Origin of the sequence: Amycolatopsis sp. CFH S0740 (assembly GCF_004522315.1) — a bacterium.
Classification (GTDB): domain Bacteria; phylum Actinomycetota; class Actinomycetes; order Mycobacteriales; family Pseudonocardiaceae; genus Amycolatopsis; species Amycolatopsis nivea.
In genome coordinates, this window is sequence record NZ_SDLS01000037.1 from 1 (window position 1) to 20663 (window position 20663).

Sequence of the window (20663 nt, forward strand, 5' to 3'; positions counted from 1 at the left end):
CTGAACAGGGAATCAGATTCCCTCAGGGTGGCCCTCACGAACCTCAAGCATCAGTCAGATGACCGTTAACCGGGCATTTCGGTGCCGTTGGCGTCTCGTGTGGACGGTCAGCGGGCGGAATCGGCACCGCTTAAGTTCCTGGCATTGAATCTGATTCCCTCAGGGTGGCCCTCACGTACCGTCTGGCGAGCCCCGCTGAGCGGCCGCGAACCTCAGATGCCGAGCATCCTCCGCAGCTCGGGAGCCTGCCGCCGCGACACGGGAACCGACTCGTGCGACCGCGGGTCCATGATCAGGAACAGCTCGCCCTTGATGCCCCGTTCCAGCTCGGCCACCCGGCGCAGGTTCACCAGGAACCGCCGGTGCACCCGGCTGAACCCGCAGGACAGCAGCGAACGCTCGATGTTGTCCAGTCCCCGGGTCGCGGCCTGGATCCTTCCCCGTTCCGTGTTCAGCCACACGATGTTCCGGTCGGCCTCGGCGTAGCGGATCTCCGACGGGGCGAGCAGCACCAGCCGCTCGTTGCGGATCCCGACGATCCGCCGGGGCAGCGGGCCGACCGCGGCTTCCGCGCGTTCCTCGTACGGTTCCCCTTCTCGCACCCCGAACACGCACAGCATCCCCACCACGTGGTCCGAGTCGAGGACCGGCCGCAGGGTCACCGGGGTGGCGTCCTCTCCCGGGCTCACGGGCAGGCACGCGTAGCCGCTCCAGCGAGCCGGCCCCTGCGCGCGTTCCTTGGCCCACCGCACTACTTCGGGAAGCCCGGAAATGTCCGGGGTCCAGCGTTTCGCCGGTTCGGTCGCGCCCGGTGAAATACCGCTTTCGGGAGTCAGCCCGAGCAGCGACACCGCCTCGTCGTTCGCCGCGATCACGTTGCCGCCGCGGTCCATCGCCAGGAACGGATCGGCGACCTGATCGCATTTGCGGTTGAACTCGGAGATCACTTTGTCGGCCTCGTAAATGGCGCGCCGGTAGATCTCCTGCTCGACGCAGGCGGCGGCCTTCGTCAGCCACGCGGGCACCAGTTCGGACAACGCCGCGTTCCACCGCGAGATGTTGATCGACGCGACCGGCGAACCGGTCACCACGTCGCGGACCGAGATGCCCGCGCAGGACCACCGGTGGAACGCTTCGCACCAGTGTTCCGGCCCGGTCACGGTCACCGGACCGGACACCTCCAGCGACGTGCCCATCCCGTTCGTGCCGGTGCACTGCTCCGACCAGGACGACCACGGGGCGAGATTGTGCAGTTCGGCCCGCCGCCGCGCGCTGGGATCGCCCCACGCGCCGAGGACGCGCCCGTCGCCGTCCGCGACCGTGACCACGGCGCCGTCCTGCTCCACTTCACGACCGGCCAGCGCGCCGAGGCCGCCGAGCGTCGTGAAGATGACGCCGTTGTCGAGCCGCTGGACGTCGTCGCCCCGTGCGCCCGGCGCGACGTCCAGCGTCCGGTCCACCTCGTAGCGGTCCCGGCACCGGTACCACGACGCCAGGATCTCCGGGCGGACGCCGGTTTCGATGTCCTCCCCCGCGGCGAAGCTCTCCCAGGCCTGAGCCACTTCTCTCGCTGACGACGAGGTTTCCAGCGAGCCGCCCGCCTGGTCGCCGCGTCTGCCGGACCCACTCGGTGCAATCGCCAACGGCGGCACGCTCACGGTCATCGCGACCTCCTCGTCGCCTCGAGCACCGGGGTCCCTGGGACCGCCGGGCTGTGACAGCGGTAACCAACGTAACTCGGCGTAGCGCGGCATTACAAGACATGTCCGCGTCGCCCAGTCACGAAGTTGTAGACAAACAAGATCGTTGTCCCGCCGCGGGCGGGCGATCCGGATTTCCCGTCATACGGGACGATGTTCCCGGCTCGTGGCCGTTCGGCGGAAAATCGTTCCGTGCGGCGCCGCCCAGGTCAAGCGCACGCCGCGCGCTCCGAAGGGTAGGGCAGGCGGGCCCGGTCCGGGCCGGTCCGCCGCTGGTGCGAGGACGACCGCCGGTCGTCCTCGTTCCGCCGCCGTTCATCCGGCATTCGCCCGCAGTCATCCCGCTCGGCTTGCCGCCGCGCCGAGCCGGAGCTTAGCTTCCGTGAGCGCCCGGACGACCCGGGCCGCACCCGTTCGGATCTGCACCGGACCAAAGGCGGTCTCACATGGCGGACGTACGCCGGCTCGACGCGGCAGCACGCAACCGTGGCGAAGCAACGGTGTACCAGGCCTGGGAACGTTTCGCCCGGGGCGAGGACGACCTCCGCGGCGTGCGGCCCGAGGTCGCGATCTCCTGGCACCGGTGCCGGGACCAGTTCCGGGTCGATCCGCTGCTCACCGAAGCCCCGGTGGCCGTCGCCGAGGTCGACCAGGCGCTGGAGCGCGACGTCGTCATCGCGGAACTCGGCTTCCGCGCCGCCGCGCTCGCGCACGAGGTCAACGCCGGCGGCGGCATCGTCACCATCACCGACGCGAGCGGACGGGTCCTGGCCCAATGGGGCGACCCGGCCACCCGCACCGTCGCCGCAGAGGCCAATCTGGCGCCGTGGTTCTGCTGGTCCGAAGGGGCCACCGGAACGAACGGCATGGGCACCGCGCTGATGTCCTACGCGCCGGTGGTGATCCGCGGCGCGGAACACTGGTGCCAGGCGTTCCACGACTGGAACTGCGCCGGCGTCGCGATCCGGGACGTGGTGACCAGGGAATCGGTCGCGGTGCTCAACATTTCCTGCTGGCGCGGCGATCTTCCCGGCGCGGCCGGGGCTTGGCTCAGCAACGCCGCCACGATGACCCAGCGCATTCTTCGCCGGCGCGCCCAAGACGACGGTGCTCAATTGATGGCCGCCTTCAACGAAGCCAGGGCGCGCTCGAGCGCGGCGCTCGCGGCAGTCGACCCCTCGGGGCGGGTCGTGCTCGCCGACGACACGGCGAGCGTGCTTCTCGGCATTCCCGGCTCGACGCCCGCCCCCGACCCCGCCGTGCGATGGAAACCGGAACTGCCGGAATTCATCCAGGCTTCCGTCTATGCCGCGAAACAGGCGACGCGCAATCACGACTGGCTCGGCTCGACTCAGATCTTCACCAGGCTCGCCGCCGAACCCATGCCGATCAGCTTCCGGCCGGTGTTCCTGTCCGGGCACCTGCTGGGCAACCTGGTCACCTTCGGGACGTCGGAAGGGGTTCCCCTGCCCCGGTCCGGCGAGGACGGCCCGCAGCGGGCGCAGCCGCACCGGATGGTCGCGACCCGCGAAAACCGCATGGTGCTGCTGCGGCTTCCGGAAGTCTCGTTCGCCCAGTCGGACGGCAACGACGTGTGGCTGTCGACCGACCAGGGACGGCTGCGCTCCGCCTCTCCCGGCCTCGACAAGCTCGAAACCGAACTGGGCGACGCGGGCTTCCTGCGAGTGCACCGCCAGTACGTGGTGAACCTGAGCCGCATCCGCGAGGTCGAACGCCGGTTCAAGGGCGAGCTGTACCTGGTCATGGACGACCAGGAACAAACCATGGTTCCGGTCTCCCGGCGGAACACCCCGGCGGTGCGGCGAGCGCTGGCGATCTGACGCGCTTCAGCCGCGGTACCGGTGCACTTCGCACACGCAATACATGAGACGGCAACTGCAGCACGCCGGCTTTCCGGCGCACACGATGCACGGCCCGCACTGCACTGGTTCGGTGTGGCGCGCACGCTCCTCCGGCCGGTAATCCTCCCCGCAATTCCAGCAGGAAAGCAGTTCGGCTCCGGGTTCCGGCTTCGCTGTCGACGACTGGCTCATTCCAGCTCGCCTTTCCGGTCGTTGCATATCGGAAAAAAGCCCGCCCGGTGCTCGAATCGTCGGGGCGATTCGAGCACCGGGCGGGCACTAACGGAAACTCCCGGCAATTTTCCTGGAGTCTCCCGCCGACACCGATTCTCCGGTCACAGCGAGAAGGTGATCACCGCGGCGCCGTGCCCCTGGCCGGACATGCCGGGCACAATTCCCTCGAGCCAGCCGCCCCAGCCGACCGGCACCGTGATGTACTGCTTTCCGTCGAGGAAATAGGTGCTCGGGCTGCTGTGGTGCCCGCTGCCGCACTGGAAGCTCCAGAGCTTTTCGCCCGTCTCGGCGTGCAGCGCCATGAACTCGCCGGCGGGCGTGCCGGCGAACACCACGTTGCCTTCGGTGCTGAGCGTCGACGCGGCCATCGGCAGATCCATCCGGTAGCGCCACTTCTCCTCGCCGTGCGAGTCGAACGCGCTGACCGAACCGGCCATGTTGTCGATGTCGACCTCGACGGCGGCGCCCCAGTAGGGCATGCCTTCCTTGAACTCGCGACGGCGCCGCGTGGCAGTGGCGCCCACGTCGGCGACCGGCACGTAGAACAGGTCGTGGTTCGGGTTGTACGACGCGTGCGTCCATTCCTTCGCGCCGGCCGGGCCGGGGAAGAAGTGGCAGGGCTCGCCTTCCTTGTCCGGGTACTTCCGCGGCGTCACCTTGCCGTCGCGGGTGATGACGCCCCAGTCGATCCGGTCGACGAACGGGGTGACGTGCTGCAGTTCGCCGTTGGTGCGGTCGAGGACGAACATGTACCCGTTCTTGTCGAAGTGGGCCAGCAGCTTCTTGCCGTCCCGCTCGAAGAGGGTCATCTCCATCGTGGAGTCGTAGTCCCACAGGTCGTGCGGGGTGAACTGGTAGTGCCACTTGATCTCGCCGGTGTCGACGTCCAGCGCGACGACGCTGTCGGTGTAGAGGTTGTCGCCCTCGCGGACCTCGCCGTCGAAGTCGGGAGCCGGGTTGCCGGTGCCCGCGTAGTAGAGGTTCAGCTCCGGGTCGAACGTGCCGGTCACCCAGTGGTTCGCGCCGCCGCGCTGCCATGCCTCGCCGTCGGCGGGCCAGGTCTCCGAGCCGGGCTCGCCCGGCTTCGGGACGGTGTAGGTGCGCCAGCGCTGTTCGCCGGTCTCGAGGTCCCAGCAGTCGATGTGGCCGCGGACGCCGTACTCGCCGCCGGCGGAACCGGTGATGAGGGTGTCCTTGATGACCAGCGGGGCGATCGAAGCGCTCTCGCCCGCGCGCACGTCGCCGATGGTCTTCTGCCAGACCTTCTCGCCGTTGGTCGCGTCCAGAGCCACCAGCTGGGCGTTCTGGGTCACCATGTAGACCTTGCCGTTGGCGACCGCGCAGCCGCGGTTGACGTTCGCGCAGCACAGCGTCACGTCGACCGGAATCGCGTGCTTGTAGCGCCACAGCTGCTCGCCGGTCCGCGCGTCGAGCGCCCAGAGCCAGCCGTCCCAGCCGGTCACGAACATGACGCCGTCGACGACGATCGGGCACGCCTCGAACGCGTAGGTCGAGGTGGAGGCGATCACGCCGGTCGCGCTCGCCTGGTGGATCCAGGCGACCTTCAGGTTCTTGACGTTGTCGGCGTTGATCTGGTCCAGCAGACTGTGCCGCTGGCCGTCGTAGGCGCCGTAATAGGTGATCCAGTTCTGGGATTCGCTGCGCGCCTGAAGAATGCGCTCGTAATTGATGCCGCTCGTCACGTCCGGAGCGCTGTGCGGCATGTTGGAAAGCTTGTTGTGGTTGAACGCCCGGCCGGCGTCGACGTATTCGAGGGTCATGACTGTTCCTCCCGGTTCACGGCCGCGGCTGGGCGGGTCGGTCGAGTTTGGCTTCCGGCGGCACCTCGCCGGTGACGACGATGGCTCCGGTCAGGCCCCTGCCCTCGTCGTTGCCGGCCGGCGAGCCGTACCAGTAGCAGCCGGGGCCGTCCAGTTCGAGCCGCGCGCTGCCCTTGGAGTGGTTCAGCAGGCCGATGAACTGCCGGTCGCCGTTGCTCGGGAGCAGGCAGGCGTGCGTGTTCTTGTCGTCGTTGATGATGGTCAGCTCGAGGATGCCGCCGTGCGGCAGGATCAGGATCCCCGGCTCCCACTGCATCGCGTCCTCCGGAATCCGGATGGTCGCTTCCATCGTGCCGTCGGCACGCTCGGTCGCCTTGCCGACCGAGCCCGTGCCGAGCACGGCTCCGATGGTCGCCTTGTTCTGTCCGCTGAGTTCCGCCAAGAGGTCTTCTCGCTCTTCGGCAATGGTCATCGGACGTCACCTCCTCGTCAGCACACGTGAACCTTCTGACAGTTTTCCCGAAGCACCCGCATCGATTACCGGGTCGACCGGGGAAATTCCCGAGCCGGTAACGAAATCCGACCCTACGCCGGGGAAAGCAATTCCGATATCCGTTGCCACCGAAGGGCGGATCGGCGCCGTTCCCCCGCCGGCTGGTACCGCTCGTGTGCGCGGGACCACACCGGTACAGTCCACAATGGACACATTGGGTTTTCTCAGCAGCGCGGCGCGCGGCGTCGTTACGGCGACGCGCAGCATCGACGGGGCCGCGTTGCTTCTCCGCTCCAGCTGACGTCTGTGAGGGGAACCCTGAGTCAGATCGGCGGCGAGGGTCGTGAAGGGCTCCTTGCGGGAACCAGATTCCCTCAAGGAGCCCTTCACGACCCTCAGCACGAGAGGATCCTCAGCGCGGGTCGAACCGGCCGAGTTCCATGACTTTCGCCCAGGCGGCGGCGAAGTCCCGGACGAACTTCTCGCGCGCGTCGTCGCCGGCGTAGACCTCGGCGATCGCCCTCAGTTCGGCGTTCGCGCCGAAGACGAGGTCGACCCGGCTCGCCGTCCACTTCGCCTTTCCGGTGGCCCGGTCGCGGCCTTCGTAGCCGTCGCCGCGCGGCTCCCACTCGGTTCCCGTGTCCAGGAGGTTGACGAAGAAGTCGTTCGTCAGAACACCCGGGGCCGCGGTCAAAACCCCGGCTGGGGATCCCCCGTGGTTGGCGCCGAGGACTCGCAATCCGCCGACCAGCACGGTCGTCTCCGGCGCGGTCAGCGTCAGCAGGCTCGCCCGGTCGATCAGCAGGTGTTCCGGGGCCATGCGGCATCCGCTGCCCAGGTAATTGCGGAAGCCGTCCGCTGCCGGCTCCAACGCGCCGAAGGACGCGACGTCGGTCCATTCCTGGGTCGCGTCGGTGCGCCCTGGCCGAAACGGGACCTCGACCGGACATCCTCCCGCCGCGGCGGCCTGTTCCACCGCGGCGCATCCGCCGAGCACGATCAGATCGGCCAGGGAGATGCGTTTGCCGCCTCGCGCGGACGCGGCGAATCGCCGCTGGATCCCTTCCAGAACCGCCAGAACGACGTCCAGCCGCTCAGGTTCGTTCACCGCCCAGCCGCGCTGCGGTTCCAGCCGGATCCGCGCGCCGTTCGCCCCGCCGCGTTTGTCGCTGTCCCGATAGGTCGACGCGGACGCCCATGCCGTCGAAACGAGCTGCGCCACAGTCAGCCCGGAGCGGAGGATTTCCCGTTTGAGCGCACCGATGTCGCCGGAGTCCACGAGTTCGTGGTCCGCCTCCGGCACCGGGTCCTGCCAGATCATCCGTTCCGCCGGGACGAGCGGGCCCAGGTAGCGCTCGATCGGTCCCAGGTCGATGTGCGTCAGCTTGAACCAGGCGCGCGCGAACGCGTCCTCGAACTCCTCCGGGTTCTCGAGGAACCGCCGCGCGATCGGCGCGTAGACCCGGTCCTCCTGCAGCGCGAGGTCGGTGGTGAGCATGACCGGATGGTGTTTCGCGTCCGGGTCGAACGGATCCGGAACGGTGCCCTCGCCCTCGCCGCCGCTCGGGATCCACTGCCACAGGCCCGCCGGGCTGAGCTCGACGTCCCATCGGTACTGGAAAAGCGTTTCGAAAAAGGTGTGGTCCCAGGTGACCGGGGTGCGGGTCCACATGCCCTCCAGCCCGCTGGTCACCGCGTCGGGGCCCTTGCCGCCCAGCCAGCCGAGGCCCTGTGCGGTCAGCGGCGCGCCCTCGGGTTCGGGGCCGCCGGTCGCGTTCGGGTCCGCCGGGCCGTGCGTTTTTCCGAAAGTGTGCCCGCCGCCGATGAGCGCCACGGTTTCCTCGTCGTTCAGCCCCATCCGCTTGAAGGTCTCGCGGATGTCGCGACCGGCCAGCACCGGGTCGGGATTGGTGGCCGGGCCTTGCGGATCGACGTAGACGAGCCCCATTTCCTCGGCTGCCAACGGCTCGTCGAGCTCGTGCAGGCCGTGGTGGCGTTCGTCGGCCAGCCACTTGCGTTCCGGGCCCCAGTACGTCTCGTCGGGCTCCCACACGTCCGCGCGGCCGCCGCCGAACCCGAATGTCCTGAAGCCCATGGACTCCAGCGCCCGGTTGCCCGCGAAGACCATCAGGTCCGCCCAGGAGATCTTGCGGCCGTGCTTGCGTTTCACCGGCCACAGGAGCCGGCGGGCCTTGTCCAGGTTCCGGTTGTCCGGCCAGCTGTTCAACGGAGCGAAGCGCTGCATCCCGGTGCCGGCCCCGCCCCGGCCGTCGCTGACGCGGTAGGTGCCCGCGGCGTGCCAGGCCATCCGCAGCACCAGCGGCCCGTAGTGGCCGAAGTCGGCGGGCCACCACTCCTGCGAGTTCGTCAGCACCTCGTCGACGTCCCGCGCGAGTTCGTCGAGATCGAGCGTCGCGAAGTGGTGCGCGTAGTCGAAATCCGCGCCCATCGGGTCGCTCGCGGGAACGTTCCGGCGCAGCGCCTTCAGGTCGAGCCGGTGCGGCCACCAGTCGTCGGGTTTCCCGCCCGCCGCAGGAGGATTCCGCCTGCCGGACCGGCCGGAGCCGGCCAGCACCTGGTCGTAGGTGCGATAGACGTGGGTGTCGGGATTCTCGGGCATCGCGGTCCTCCCCCGCGGTTCAGTCGAAGGCGAGCGGCAACAGGACCGCCGCGCCGACGAGCGAGATGCCGCTGAGCAGATCCGCCCGGATCCGGATGACCTTGGCGGCCATCCGGCCGACGAACAGCCCGGCGAGCGACAGCACCACCGTCATCGCGCCGAAGGTGAACATCGGGATCACCAAAGAGAATCCGGCGATCCCCAGGCCGGCCCCGGCGAGGAAGTTGTCGACGGTGAGCGAGAACGGCAGCCCGAAGAGCGTCACCCACGGGTGGTCCAGGTCGTCCGCTTCCGTCTCCGGGTTGCGGATCGCCGAGACGAGGAAATACAGGCCGTACAACCCCAGCGCGGCCACGCCGACGTACTCGCCCCAGTCGCCGACGAATTCGCCGAGGTAGCGGCCGGCGACCCCGCCCAGCAGCGGGCCCAGCGCGTCCCAGAGGCCGAAGACCAGGGCGACTTGCACCGCTCGGCGCCAGCCGAACGGGATGGTTCCGATCGCGATCGACGAGCGGAAATTGTCCAGGCTGAGGCCGAACGCGAGCGCCACCAGCGGAAGAAATTCGAGATTCACGGGGACCGCCTCTCCAGGGGGATCGAGCGCGCTCGGAGATGGGCGCGAGGTCCCGCGTCCGGAACCTCGCGCCCATGCCTATTCGCGGAACACGGCCGGTGCGGCCGGGCTGTCAGCGCCGGTAGAAGTAGCCGGTGGCCTCAGCACACACCTCGATGACCGTGTACTCCGGGGTTTCCCACATGATGTCGTTCTCCTTCTGCTGGCTGCTCCCGAAAACCGCTCGATCTCGACGACACCGTCACGAAATCTCCCGGTCACGATCCAGCTTCTTCGCCTTAACACGGCGGCAGCAACCGGCGGTGCACCAGCGGTCGGCAACCGGTGCCGAACGGTGCGCCGCCGTCGACGAGCGGGAGCGGCCGCGCACGCCCCGGCGACGGCGGCGCACGCCCCGGCACCGGCCTATAACGCATTCCAATGACTGTCCGGCAAAGGTTTCCCGCCCATCCGCCGGGACCGGCACTAGACTCGCCGCCGTGCGAATCTATCTTGGCTCCGATCACGCCGGACTCGAACTCAAGAACCATTTCGCCGAACGGCTTTCCGGCCTCGGCTACGAAGTGACCGACGTCGGCCCCGCCGTTTACGACGCGGGCGACGACTACCCGCCGTTCTGCGTCGAGGCGGCGCGGCGCGTCGTCGCCGACGAAGGCAGCCTCGGCATCGTCATCGGCGGTTCGGGCAACGGGGAACAGATCGCGGCCAACAAGGTGCCTGGCGCACGCGCGGCACTGGCCTGGAACGAGGACACCGCCCGGCTGGCCCGCCAGCACAACAACGCCCTGCTGGCCGGCATCGGCGCGCGGATGCACACCGTCGAAGAGGCCGAGCGCATCGTCGACGCGTTTCTCACCGCCGAATTCGAGGGCGGACGGCACCAGCGGCGGATCGACCTGCTGACGGAGTACGAACGCACCGGCGAACCGCCCGCCCTGCCCGGAAAATGACCGTCCGCCGCTGTCCGGAACCGGACAGCGGCGGAGTGATCGGCTCGCTCAGCCTGCGGGCAGAACGCGGCGCGCTCCCTTCTCGGCGGCCGCGCCCGGATCACCCCGGACCGGCGACACCAAGCTGCTGTTCGATCCGCTCCCACAGCCGCGCGTCGTCGGAAATCTCCCTGCCGCCGTCGCGAGCCGCCCACGCACCGGCGACGACCGCCTGGAGCAAACGGCCGTTGTCGGCGACGCTCGGCAAGGACGGGACGCCATCCTGCCCGAAACCGGCGATGCACTCGGCCGAGGCGATCCCCAGCGGCAGCGCGGGCGCGAGCAGCCCGCTCACGTCGGCAGCGACATACGTCGGGCGGGAACGCCGCTGCGCGAAAGCCAGATCGCGGAGCCGGGAGGATCCGCTCAGCACGAAAAGCGAGTCAAGGCCCGCGGCGTTCGCCCCCTCGATGTCGGTGCCCAGCAAGTCTCCGCACACCAAAGTGTCCGGCGGAGCAGTGCCCAGCCGAGCGCGAGCCAAGTCGAACAAGGCCGCCTTCGGCTTTCCGACCACGTGCGGGGAAGCGCTGGTCGCCGTCTGCACCAAGGCGACCAGCGCGCCGTTGCCCGGCGCCTTCCCGTACGGCGTGGGGAGCGTGCGGTCGATGTTCGTCGCCACCCAGGCAGCTCCGGCTTCCGCCAGATACCCGACAGCCGCGAGCTCGCGCCACGTGATGTCGTGGCCGAGTCCCTGCACGACCGCCTCGACTGGCGCGCCCGCCAAGTCCGCGACCCGGACCGGCGTCAACCCGGCTTCGGCCAGCGCATGGGCAACGCCCGGGCCGCCGACCGCGCACACTCGCGCGCGAGGAGCCAGCCGCTCGGCCAGATACGCCGCGGCCGCCTGAGAACTGGTGACCACCGACCAGCCGTCCCCGGCGAGGCCCAGCTCAAGCAGGTGGTCAGCGACGTCCGCGGGCGGACGGGACGCGTTGTTCGTCGCGAAGACGACAGGCAGTCCGCATGCGGCCGCGTCGTTCAGGGTCTCGACCGCGTGCGGGACAGCGGAAGCCCCGCGGTACACCACTCCGTCGAGGTCGCAGATCAGCCCGCGATAGCGCGCGAGCAGAGGTTCGGCCTCACCCACGGCCGCGCTCCCTGACATACCGGTGTTCGGACTGGATCGTCCGCACCGTGTCCGGATCCGAGCACAGCACGAGAGACCGCGTGGTCGTGCAGCCCTCGCCGTCGTTCCGGACACCGCGCAACAGCTCGCTGGTGGTCACCCCGGAGGCACAGAACACCACGCTCTCCTTGCCCACCAGGTCCTCGGTGCGAAGAACCGCGGCCGGTTGCTCCGCGGGACCTTCGGGTGCCAGCCGCGCCTGCATCGATCCGCCTAGGCAGGACAACGCGGCGGCAGCGACGACCCCTTCCACGGCGTTCCCGATGCACAGGAACATGTCGACCGGACTCTCCGGCCGCGCCGCGGCGACGGCGCCCGCGATCTCGCCGCCCTCCACCAGATGGACCCGCGCACCGGCGTCCTGGACTTCGCGGGCGAACTCCACGTGCCGACGTCGATTGAGCGTCGCGACGACGACCTCCGACACCCGCATCCCTTTCGCCCCGGCGATCCTCCGCACGTTCTCCGCCACCGGGCGGGTGATGTCGACGACGTCCGCGAGACCGGGGCCGACCGCCAGCTTCTCCATGCTGTGCCGCGGAGCCAGGCCGGCCATCGCGCCGCGCGCGCTGACCGCCACCGCGGTCAGCGCGCGGGGCACATCCCTGGCCTCCGACAGCGCGCCGTCGCCGATGCTGATCGCGATATCGCACACCGGGCCTTCGCCGGTGCCCACCTCCGCGCCGTGGAAGAGGGCGGGGAAATCGTCCGGAGAGCCCACCCCGAGCACCACTGTGCCGTCCATCGCCACCGAGCGCAGCGACGTGTGCATCGCGTCTATGGCGGCCAGTTCGGCGCTGTCGTCGCGGTGCCCGGCCCACCGTCCGGCCGCGAGCGCGGCGGCCTCGGTGCCGCGCACGAGTTCGAGGGCGAGGGCGTCGTCCGGGCGCCGGGCAGCCGCCGCGGCGGCAAGGCCCCATTCCTGGCTCTGCATAGACATCCATCCTGTGCGCGAACGGGCAGATTTCCTCGACCCGGCCCGGCCGGTGCGAACCGCCGCTCGCACCGGCCGGGTCTTCTCGTCGGGCGATCAGCGAGCCGCGGCGTTCGCCACCGCACGCTCCGAGAGCGCCTGCTGAGCGGCTTCCCGCTTGCTCTCGTCGCCTCGCCAGGTCTCCAGCGCCGGCCCGACCAGCGCCCGTCCGAACGAGTAGGTCAGCTCCCACGGAAGCGGGTCGAGCTTCTGCATCGCCGCGAGGTGCTCGGTCGCCTTTTCCGGGCTTTGCCCGCCGGACAGGAACGCGATGCCCGGCACGAACGACGGCACCGTCTCCCGCAGCGCGTCCACAGTGGCCTTCGCGACCTCTTCGACCGACGGCTGCTCCGGGCAGTCCTTGCCCGCGACCACCATGTTGGGCTTGAGGACGATGCCGTCGAGCTGCACCTGCATCAGGCTCAGCTCGTCGAACAGCGCGCGCAGGACGGACGTCGTCACCTGCTTGCACTTCGCCAGCGAGTGGGAACCGTCCATCAGCACCTCGGGCTCGACGATCGGCACGATGCCGCCTTCCTGGCACAGACCGGCATACCGCGCCAGCGCGTGCACGTTGGCCCGCACCGCGCGGTCCGACGGCAGGCCGTCGCCGATCGTGATCGTCGCGCGCCACTTGGCGAAGGTCGCCCCGAGCGCCGCGTAGTTCTTCACGCGATCGCGCAGTCCGTCGAGCCCTTCGGTCACGTTCTCGCCCGGTGCGCCCGCCAGCGGCTTCGCCCCGGTGTCGACCTTGATCCCGGCGAGGATGCCGCGGTCGGCGAGAAACTGCGGGAACGTCTGGCCGTTCGACAGCTTCTGGTGGAACGTCTCGTCGGCGAGGATGATGCCGCTGACCGATTCCGGGAGCTTGGGGGTGGTGACGATCAGCTCCCGGTACACGCGCCGGTTCTCCTCGGTCGCTTCGACGCCCACCCCTTCGAGCCGGGAGGACATCGTCCCGATGCTCTCGTCCGCGGCGAGGATTCCGCGCCGGTCGGAGACCATGATGCGAGCGATCTTGTTAAGAGTGGACATCGATTGTTACTCCTCCTGTGCTAGTGACTTTCGGGCCAGGCCGCGGGCCTGGCAGGGGACTGCCCTTCGCCGCCGCGATCTCGACCAGCTCCTTCGCGTGCCCGGGCAATCCCCGGCGTTCGCTCCACGCCGCGTAAATCGGCTTCGCCGGCATCTCCTGCTCGACCGGGACCAGCCGCAGACTGCCGTCCGCGATCTCGGACCGGACGGTGGAGATGTTCAGCACGGTCACCCGTCTGCCCGCGGCGACCACCTGCTTGACCGCCGCGCTGGAGGGCAGTTCGACGTAGCTTCGCGAAGCACGCGCGGAACCCAGCAGTTCGTCGGTGAACTCGCGGAGACCGGATCCCCGCTCGCGCACCACCAGCTGGGCCGAAGCGAGCTCCTCCACCGTCACCGGGCCGGGCCGCTTCGCCCAGGGATGCACCGCCCCGACGACCACGGCCAGCTTGTCGTCGCAGATGTACTTGGTGACCAGGCCTTCCCGGAACTGTTTCGGCAGCTGGCTTCCGGCCTGGCACCAGCCGTCGATGAACGCGACGTCGGCCTGGTCGGCCCGGATCAGCTGCCGCAGCTCGTCGACGCGGCCGGTCCGCACCTCCACCCGCACCTCGCCGAACGAGAGGCCGGACCGGTTCAGCCATTCCGGGATCAGGTGCTCGGACACGCCCGGGCTGCCCGCGACCCGCAACCTGCTCGCGCTGGACGAACCGGAGCCGAACTCCAGCAGCTCCCGCGCCGCGTGCATCACGTTGCGGGCGTACTTCGCGAGCATTTCCCCTTCCTCGGTCAGCTTCGACCCGGTCGGGGACCGTTCGAGCAGCCGCAGGCCGAGCCTGCGTTCCATGGCGCTGATCCGGATGCTGGCCGCGGGCTGGGAAAGGCTGTGCGCCTGCGCCGCCTTCCCCACGCTGCCGTAGCGTTCGACGGACAGCAGCAGGTCGAGGTCGGCGAGCTGAGGCATTTTTGAGGGAAGAACCACGATTTCCCCCTCTCGCTCCGGAATACGTCGTACTGTGCCTGAGAAAGCAGCGCTGACGGTGCGCGGATTGCGCGACCCGCGGTCACGGGACCCGCGGTGTGCACTGAGCCTGCACTGGCCGGTGAGCCTGGTCAATCCGAGGGACACGAACGTAGCCGCTGCGAAGACGAACGGTGCACAGTACGTCACCTGCGGGGGTTTCCGGCCTTCCCCGCTGGCCGTCGAGCGGCGAAACGCCTTGGCGGATAAGGATTTTATCCCGCTCGGCACCGAAAAACCGCCGTCCGTGGCTATTTCCCGTCCGTCCGGCTCAGATCGGTGGCCGCACTCGCGCCGCGTCGCGGATGCTTCCCGGCGAAGCACTCGCCCGGAATCCTTCTACAGGAGGAAATAACGTGAAGTGGGAAACGCCGGAGTACACGGTCGTCGAGGTTTGCGCTGAAGCCACTGGTTACTTTTACCGAGGCTGACAGCCACTCCAGCCGGCGCAAGGCTTCAGTCTGCCCACGCGACTGAAGCCTTGCGCCTTCCATTCAGTGCGTTCGAAGCGCGGCGTCGCACGCGCGCGCCGCACGCATGATCAGCAGTTCGGTGCGCTCCTCACGGAGGACCTTCACCACGTTCCGCGGCAGCACCGTGCTTTCCAGCAGGCTGTCAGTACCCGCCAGCACGCGCTGCTCAGCGGTGGTGAAATGGGGATAGAGCGCGCGAGCGAAGGCCACCGCGAACTCCGGTTCGACGGCGCCCGGCATGCTTTCCAGCGTCCTCAAGTAGCGGTCCGCATACGGGGTGAGCAGTTCCTCTTGCTCGGGCTGCGCCAGGCCCGCCATGACGGCTTTCCGCTCGGCGAGCGAAAATTCGCCGTTGAACAGCCGCTCCCAGCCCGCTTCCTTGGCTGCCGCCGCGGGCCGGGCGGCCTCCGCGGTCAAGGCGTTCCGGCGGCCGCTGTCACCGGGATCCGCATCCACCGCGACGTCCAGGCATCCGTCGAGGTCTTGTCCCGTCGACGCGAGGCGGAACACCGCGCGCCAGCGCAGATCCCGATCCACTTCCAGGTCCGCCCACGGGGATCGTCCGTACGCGATTTCGCTCAGCAGACGGTGTTCCCCGGCCGGGACGACGCCGACCAGGGCACGGGCGAAGACCAGTTGGCGATCGCTGCCCGGAGCTTCGGCGGCCAGCAGTGTTCGCACCCGGTGCGCCAGCGTCGCCAGCATCTCCGTGCGGCGGAAAGGATCCCCGTAAACGCGGACCGCCCGCACCGCGCGATCCAGCAGCGCTTCCAGTATCCCGGCGTCGCTCTCCCCCGGGCCGTGCGCGAGAACGGCCGAGGCGTAGCTCCGCGCCGGCAAGCGCGCGTCGAGCACCTCGTCCCACAACGCTCCCCAGACGACCGCCCGCACCCGCTGATCATCCACCGCGGACAAGCTCGCCAGCGCCTTCTGCCGGGACCGGGCGTCCAGCCGGACCTTGACGTGGCTCACCGCGTCGTCGTTGGGCACCACCAGATCGGCATCGCCGAAGCCGGTCAGCTCGCGCTCGGCCGAATCGAGCGAAACGTGCGCGCGGCGCCGCAGCACCATCTCGCCCTCGCGGTCGTCGAACGCGGCGACCCGGAGGTTCAGCCGCCGCGGCGGAACATCCGCGTGCTGGACAAGCCGGTCCCGGACCATTTCGACGGTATTGACGCCGCTGCTCAGCAGCCATTCCTCGACCCACCGGCCGACCTCTTCGCCTGAAGCCCGCTGCAGCGCGGCCACGAAGTCGCCGAGACCGGCGTTGCCCCACGCGTGCGTCCGGAGGTAACTCCGCACCCCCGCGACGAACGAGTCCCAGCCCAGCCGCTCCGCCAGCTCGTGCAGGACCGCCGCGCCTTTCCGGTACACGATCGGGCCGAAGTTCGAGCGCGCCGCGTCGGTGTCGGGCGTCGCCACCCGGATCGCGTGGCTCGTCGGCAACTGGTCAGCGTGCCGGGCGAGGGGAAGGTTGTGATGCGCGAAGCCGGTCCAGCCTTCGCCGTACCGCGTCGCTTCAGGCTGCGCGACGACCGACATCATGGTCGCGAATGCCTCGTTCAGCCACAGATCGTCCCACCAGCGCATCGTCACGCAGTCGCCGAACCACATGTGCGCCATCTCGTGCGTCAGCAGTTCGGCTCGCCTTCGCCGCGTGTCCTCGGTGACCCGGTGCCGGAACAGAAACCGCTCGTTGAGCGTGACGCAGCCCGGGTGCTCCATGCCGCCGAACGCGTACTCGGGGGCGAAAACGTGGTCGTACTTGGCGAACGGGTACGGCAGGTCGAACAGCCGGCGGTAAAAGTCGAGCCCGCGGCGGACCACGTCGAAGAGCTCGGGCGCCTGGCGGGTCAATGCGCGGTAGAGGGAGTTCCGCGCGTAGAGGCCCAGCGGCAGTCCGTCGTGCAAGGCTTGGACGCGACGGAACGGGCCGGCGGCGAAGGCCGTCAAGTAGGTCGGCAGCGGCGGTGTGGGCGCGAAACGCCAGCTGGTGCGGTCACCCTCCAGCGGCACCAGCTTTTTCGGGTCGGTGTTGGCGACCACCGTCCAGTGATCCGGCGCGGTCACGGTCAGGCCGGTCGTCGCTTTCAGGTCCGGCTGGTCGAAACAGGCGAAGACGGTGTGCGCCGCGAAAGGCTCGAACTTGGTGTGCAGGTAGACCTGCCCGTCGAGCGGGTCGCGGAAACGGTGCAAGCCCTCGCCGGTGCGCGAATACGGAGCGGTCCCGGCCACGCGCACCGTGTTCTCCCCCGGCCTCGCGATCAGCCGGATGCGGGTCCCGGCCTGTGCCGCCGGCCCCAGTTCGCGGTCATTGCACTCCACCGACGCGGCTGTTCCCGCGAAGTCGAGGAAGACCTCGCCAGGCTCTGCGCGGAAGCGGACGACGGTGCTCGTCGCGAACTCGTGCTCGCCCGTCGTCAGGTCGAGTTCCACCTCGTACCGGACGTGCGAGACCCTCGCGGACCGCGCCGACGCCTCTTCCTCCGTGAGTTTGGTGCCTGCCGGCGACATCCGTCAGTGCCTCCGCACGGCGGGACGCCGGTAAACCAGGTCCGCCGCTTCGCCGTCGCTGTGGTTGGCGCGGACCAGAGCATCCTGGACCAGGTGATGGTCCGGCGAGTGCTGGCACACCGGATCGGTGCGCGCCGCGTCGCCGGTCAACGCGAACGCCTGGCAACGGCAGCCGCCGAAGTCGATCTCCTTCCGCGGACAGCTCTGACACGGATCCGGCATCCACGCCGTTCCCCGGAAGGCCTGGAACGCCTCGGATTTCGTCCAGATCCACTCCAGGTCGTGGTCGCGGACCGAGGAGAAGGCCATCGTGGTGATCTCGGCGGCCACCGGACACGGGTACACGGTGCCGTCCGGTGCGACGGTCAGCGCGTTCTGCGCCCATCCGCCCATGCACGGCTTCGGGTAGGGCTCGTAGTAGTCCGGGAGAATCCAGAGAAGTTCCATCCGCTCCCCCAGTTCGGCCTTCCGGCGCTCGTACACGGCGACCGCGTCGTCCAGCTGGGCCTTGCTCGGCATCAGCCGCTCGCGGTTGCGGAGCGCCCAGCCGTAGTACTGGCTGTTGGCGAGTTCCAGCCGCTCGGCTCCCCATTCCGCGCAGACGTCGATGATCGCGTCGAGCCGTTCGAGGTTCAGCCGGTGCAGCACCACGTTCATGTTCAACGGCAGGCCGGCGTCGCGGATGATGCGCGCGGCGGCCTCCTTCTTGTCGAACCGCTTGCTGGCCGCGACCAGGTTCGTCGACTCGGCGGCGTCGCCCTGAATGCTCAGCTGGGCGCTGTTGAGGCCGGCCGCGACCAGAGATTCCGCCCGGCTCTCTGTCAGCCCTAGACCGCTGGTGATCAGGTTCGTGTACAGCCCGAGGCCGCGGCATTCGGCGACCAGCGTCTCCAGATCGCCGCGCACCAGCGGTTCGCCGCCGGAAAAGTGCACCTGCACGACACCGAGCCCGGCGGCCTCGCGGATCACCCGCACCCAGTCCTCGGTGGCCAGCTCGTCCTGCCGGTCGAGCAGCTTCAGCGGGTTCGAGCAGTAGACGCAATGCAGCGGACACTGATGCGTGACCTCGGCGAGCAGGCCGTAGGGCTGCGGCAGGCCGGTCATGCGACCACCACCCAGCCCCGGCCTCGCGCGTCGTGCAGGAATTTCATCACGTCGTTCGCGAGATCGGCGGCCTGGAAGTCGCGTTCGAGCTGGTCGACCACTTGCCGCACGGTCCGGCTGCCGTCGCACAGTCCCAGTATCGCCGCCCCGGATTTGTTCAGCAGCACCACGCGTTCGGGCAACAGGAGCAATTCGACGTCCCGGACGTTGTCGTGCTTGAGCATCGCCTTCGTCGCCAGCTTCGGCACGGCGGTCAGTTCCGGCTCGTTCATCACGAACTCTTGCGGTAGGCGAGTTCCACGGCGTCCAGCAGGCTCCAGAGCACGTCGCACTTGAACTCCAGCGCTCGGCCGCACGCTTCCTGCTGCTGCTCGGTCTTCGCGTTTTCGACCACCAATTCGAGCAGGTGCGCGATGTCCTTGGGCTGCTGAGTGAGCCGGGCCCGGAAGTAGTCCAGGCCCTCCGTCGCGATCCACGGGTAATGGCGCCGGACATCGGTGATCCGCCTGCTGAGCAGGTCCGGCGCGAACAGTTCCGTCAGCGCCGACGCGACCGCCTCCAGCCACGGCTTCTGGCGGCAGAAGTCGACGTACGCGTCGACCGCGAACCGCACGCCGGGCAGAACGGTGTCCACGTCGTACAGTTCTTCCCGGCTCAAGCCGACTGCTTTCCCCAAGCGGACCCACTTTTCGAGGCCGCCTTCGTCGCCGGTGCGGCCGTCGTGGTCGGTGATCCGCGTGATCCACCTGCGCCGGTCGTCCCGGCCAGGGAGCTTGGTCAGGATGAACGCGTCCTTCTTCGGGAGATTCATCTGATAGTAGAAGCGGTTCCGCACCCATCCGCGAAATTCCGCCTCGGACAGCTCGCCCGCGTGCATCCGCTCGTTGAACGGGTGCAGATGGTGGTACCGCTTCTCTCCGATGGACCGCAGGTACGCTTCGAACTCCTCGGCAGACCTGACGCTCATACTTCCACCTCCAAGCCGGCTCGGCCGATTTCGATGCCCAAGTCCGTCACCCAGCGCCGTTCCGGGGACTCTTCGTCGAGAATCGGATTCGTGTTGTTGATGTGCGTGTAGATCTTCCGCTTCGCGGGCAGCGCGGCGAGCGCGCGAGCCGATCCGCCGTCCCCGCTGACCGGCAGGTGCCCCATCGACCGGCCGGTCCGGTTTCCCGCGCCGGTCTTGGACATTTCGTCGTCCGTCCAGAACGTCCCGTCCACGAACACGCAGTCGGCCGGCGCCACCTGCTGCTCGAACTTCTCGTCCCATCGCGGCACCGTCGGCGCGTAGACCGCGATCCCGCCGGTCAGCTTGTCTTCCAGGCGATAGCCGACCTCCCATTCCGCCGGCTGTTCGCGGAGCTGGGAATTCCCCACGTAGCGGGGAGCTTTGGAACCGGTCAGGAAGGGGGTCGCGCGCACCCGGTCGTCCAGATCGACCGGCTCGCCCGCCCGGACCTCGGACCAGGAGATGTCGGCGTAGTCGCTCAGCAGCTGCCGCACCGGGAACCAGAGGTTCAACGCCTCCAGCACGGGAAAGGTCCCGTGCACCGTCAGCGACGATTCCTCGCGCAGCATCAGCAGGCCGATGGTGTGGTCGAATTCCGCGTCGGTCAGCACGACCCCGGCGACCGGCGTCTCCCGGATGCCCGGACCGGGATGCAGCACGGGATCCGCCGCGATCTGGTGGAGGACGTCGGGAGTCGCGTTGAACAGGAACCACCGCTCGCCGTCGCCGGAAACCGCGATCCCGGCGTGCGCCGTCGCGTGCTCCGGCTTCGCGCGGGCCTTGCCGCACCCGGCGCAGGCGCAATTCCACTGCGGATAGCCGCCGCCCGCGGCGGCCCCGAGGCAATGAATCAACATTCGTCAACGCCGGCCACGAGGCACGGAAGGCACTTCGGCCACAATGGAATCCGGCAATTCGCGCCTCATAAGGTCCTCCCGCACGGTCGACCGGCGACAACGGCAGGACAAACAGGCGCCGTTGCCCGCCGAGGGCTCCGCCGGCGCGATTATCCGGTATCGTCGCCCTGAACTCGGCTATTCTCCGGAGAGCTTCTTCGCTCGCATCGGGGCCTGGCAACCGCTCGAGCACGACCGGAGCCGAATCACGGACGAACGGCGGCCGCGCCGAGACGAGCGGGAAGCCGTGCGCACCAGC

General features: G+C 69.0%; 16 protein-coding genes. 2 read left to right on the forward strand and 14 right to left on the reverse strand.

Annotated elements, in window-relative coordinates; translation table 11 throughout:
* Positions 1 to 212: 212 nt before the first annotated feature.
* On the reverse strand, positions 213 to 1664 hold the full coding sequence (locus EIZ45_RS39505) for a DNA-binding protein (protein ID WP_134667810.1): 1452 nt from the start codon (positions 1662 to 1664) through the stop codon (positions 213 to 215).
* Between the two features lie 482 nt (positions 1665 to 2146).
* On the opposite strand from EIZ45_RS39505, the gene EIZ45_RS39510 reads away from it, so the two are divergent.
* Positions 2147 to 3541, forward strand: coding sequence for a DNA-binding protein (locus EIZ45_RS39510; RefSeq protein WP_043832389.1), 1395 nt, complete (start codon positions 2147 to 2149; stop codon positions 3539 to 3541).
* Positions 3542 to 3897: 356 nt separating this feature from the next.
* On the opposite strand, the gene EIZ45_RS39520 is transcribed toward EIZ45_RS39510, so the two are convergent.
* The 4 genes from EIZ45_RS39520 to EIZ45_RS39535 form a co-directional block, all read right to left on the reverse strand.
* On the reverse strand, positions 3898 to 5577 hold the full coding sequence (locus EIZ45_RS39520) for a PQQ-dependent dehydrogenase, methanol/ethanol family (RefSeq protein WP_043832390.1): 1680 nt from the start codon (positions 5575 to 5577) through the stop codon (positions 3898 to 3900).
* A gap of 16 nt (positions 5578 to 5593) precedes the next feature.
* Positions 5594 to 6049: an MSMEG_3727 family PQQ-associated protein gene (locus tag EIZ45_RS39525; RefSeq protein WP_043832392.1), complete on the reverse strand. Its 456-nt coding sequence runs from the start codon at positions 6047 to 6049 to the stop codon at positions 5594 to 5596.
* 433 nt (positions 6050 to 6482) lie between these two features.
* Positions 6483 to 8690, reverse strand: coding sequence for a catalase/peroxidase HPI (gene katG, locus EIZ45_RS39530; RefSeq protein WP_205670216.1), 2208 nt, complete (start codon positions 8688 to 8690; stop codon positions 6483 to 6485).
* Positions 8691 to 8709: 19 nt separating this feature from the next.
* Complete coding sequence (locus EIZ45_RS39535; RefSeq protein WP_235146721.1) at positions 8710 to 9264, reverse strand: manganese efflux pump; 555 nt, start codon at positions 9262 to 9264, stop codon at positions 8710 to 8712.
* A gap of 479 nt (positions 9265 to 9743) precedes the next feature.
* On the opposite strand from EIZ45_RS39535, the gene EIZ45_RS39540 reads away from it, so the two are divergent.
* Positions 9744 to 10214 carry a ribose-5-phosphate isomerase gene (locus EIZ45_RS39540; RefSeq protein WP_043832394.1) on the forward strand — a complete coding sequence of 157 codons (471 nt, stop codon included), beginning with the start codon at positions 9744 to 9746 and terminating at the stop codon, positions 10212 to 10214.
* Between the two features lie 100 nt (positions 10215 to 10314).
* Here the strand turns inward: EIZ45_RS39540 and EIZ45_RS39545 are convergent, their stop codons facing one another.
* The 9 genes from EIZ45_RS39545 to pqqB form a co-directional block, all read right to left on the reverse strand.
* On the reverse strand, positions 10315 to 11340 hold the full coding sequence (locus EIZ45_RS39545) for an HAD-IIA family hydrolase (RefSeq protein ID WP_043832396.1): 1026 nt from the start codon (positions 11338 to 11340) through the stop codon (positions 10315 to 10317).
* Positions 11333 to 12319, reverse strand: a complete 987-nt coding sequence (locus tag EIZ45_RS39550; protein ID WP_134667811.1) for a fructose-bisphosphatase class II — start codon at positions 12317 to 12319, stop codon at positions 11333 to 11335. The genes EIZ45_RS39545 and EIZ45_RS39550 overlap by 8 nt, the downstream gene beginning before the upstream one ends.
* 90 nt (positions 12320 to 12409) lie before the next feature.
* Entirely contained in the window at positions 12410 to 13387 is a 978-nt protein-coding gene (locus tag EIZ45_RS39555; RefSeq protein WP_134667812.1) for a class I fructose-bisphosphate aldolase, read from the reverse strand.
* A complete protein-coding gene (locus EIZ45_RS39560) occupies positions 13374 to 14351 on the reverse strand; it encodes a LysR family transcriptional regulator (protein ID WP_134667813.1) in 978 nt (325 codons plus the stop codon). Before EIZ45_RS39560 ends, EIZ45_RS39555 begins: the two co-directional genes overlap by 14 nt.
* A gap of 551 nt (positions 14352 to 14902) precedes the next feature.
* Complete coding sequence (pepN, locus tag EIZ45_RS39570; protein ID WP_134667815.1) at positions 14903 to 17395, reverse strand: aminopeptidase N; 2493 nt, start codon at positions 17393 to 17395, stop codon at positions 14903 to 14905.
* 3 nt (positions 17396 to 17398) lie between these two features.
* On the reverse strand, positions 17399 to 18499 hold the full coding sequence (pqqE, locus tag EIZ45_RS39575) for a pyrroloquinoline quinone biosynthesis protein PqqE (RefSeq protein ID WP_167756686.1): 1101 nt from the start codon (positions 18497 to 18499) through the stop codon (positions 17399 to 17401).
* Positions 18496 to 18771, reverse strand: a complete 276-nt coding sequence (pqqD, locus tag EIZ45_RS39580) for a pyrroloquinoline quinone biosynthesis peptide chaperone PqqD (RefSeq protein ID WP_037820723.1) — start codon at positions 18769 to 18771, stop codon at positions 18496 to 18498. Before pqqD ends, pqqE begins: the two co-directional genes overlap by 4 nt.
* Complete coding sequence (gene pqqC / locus EIZ45_RS39585; RefSeq protein WP_134667816.1) at positions 18771 to 19466, reverse strand: pyrroloquinoline-quinone synthase PqqC; 696 nt, start codon at positions 19464 to 19466, stop codon at positions 18771 to 18773. Before pqqC ends, pqqD begins: the two co-directional genes overlap by 1 nt.
* Positions 19463 to 20365, reverse strand: a complete 903-nt coding sequence (gene pqqB, locus EIZ45_RS39590; protein WP_037820718.1) for a pyrroloquinoline quinone biosynthesis protein PqqB — start codon at positions 20363 to 20365, stop codon at positions 19463 to 19465. Before pqqB ends, pqqC begins: the two co-directional genes overlap by 4 nt.
* Between the last annotated feature and the right edge of the window lie 298 nt (positions 20366 to 20663).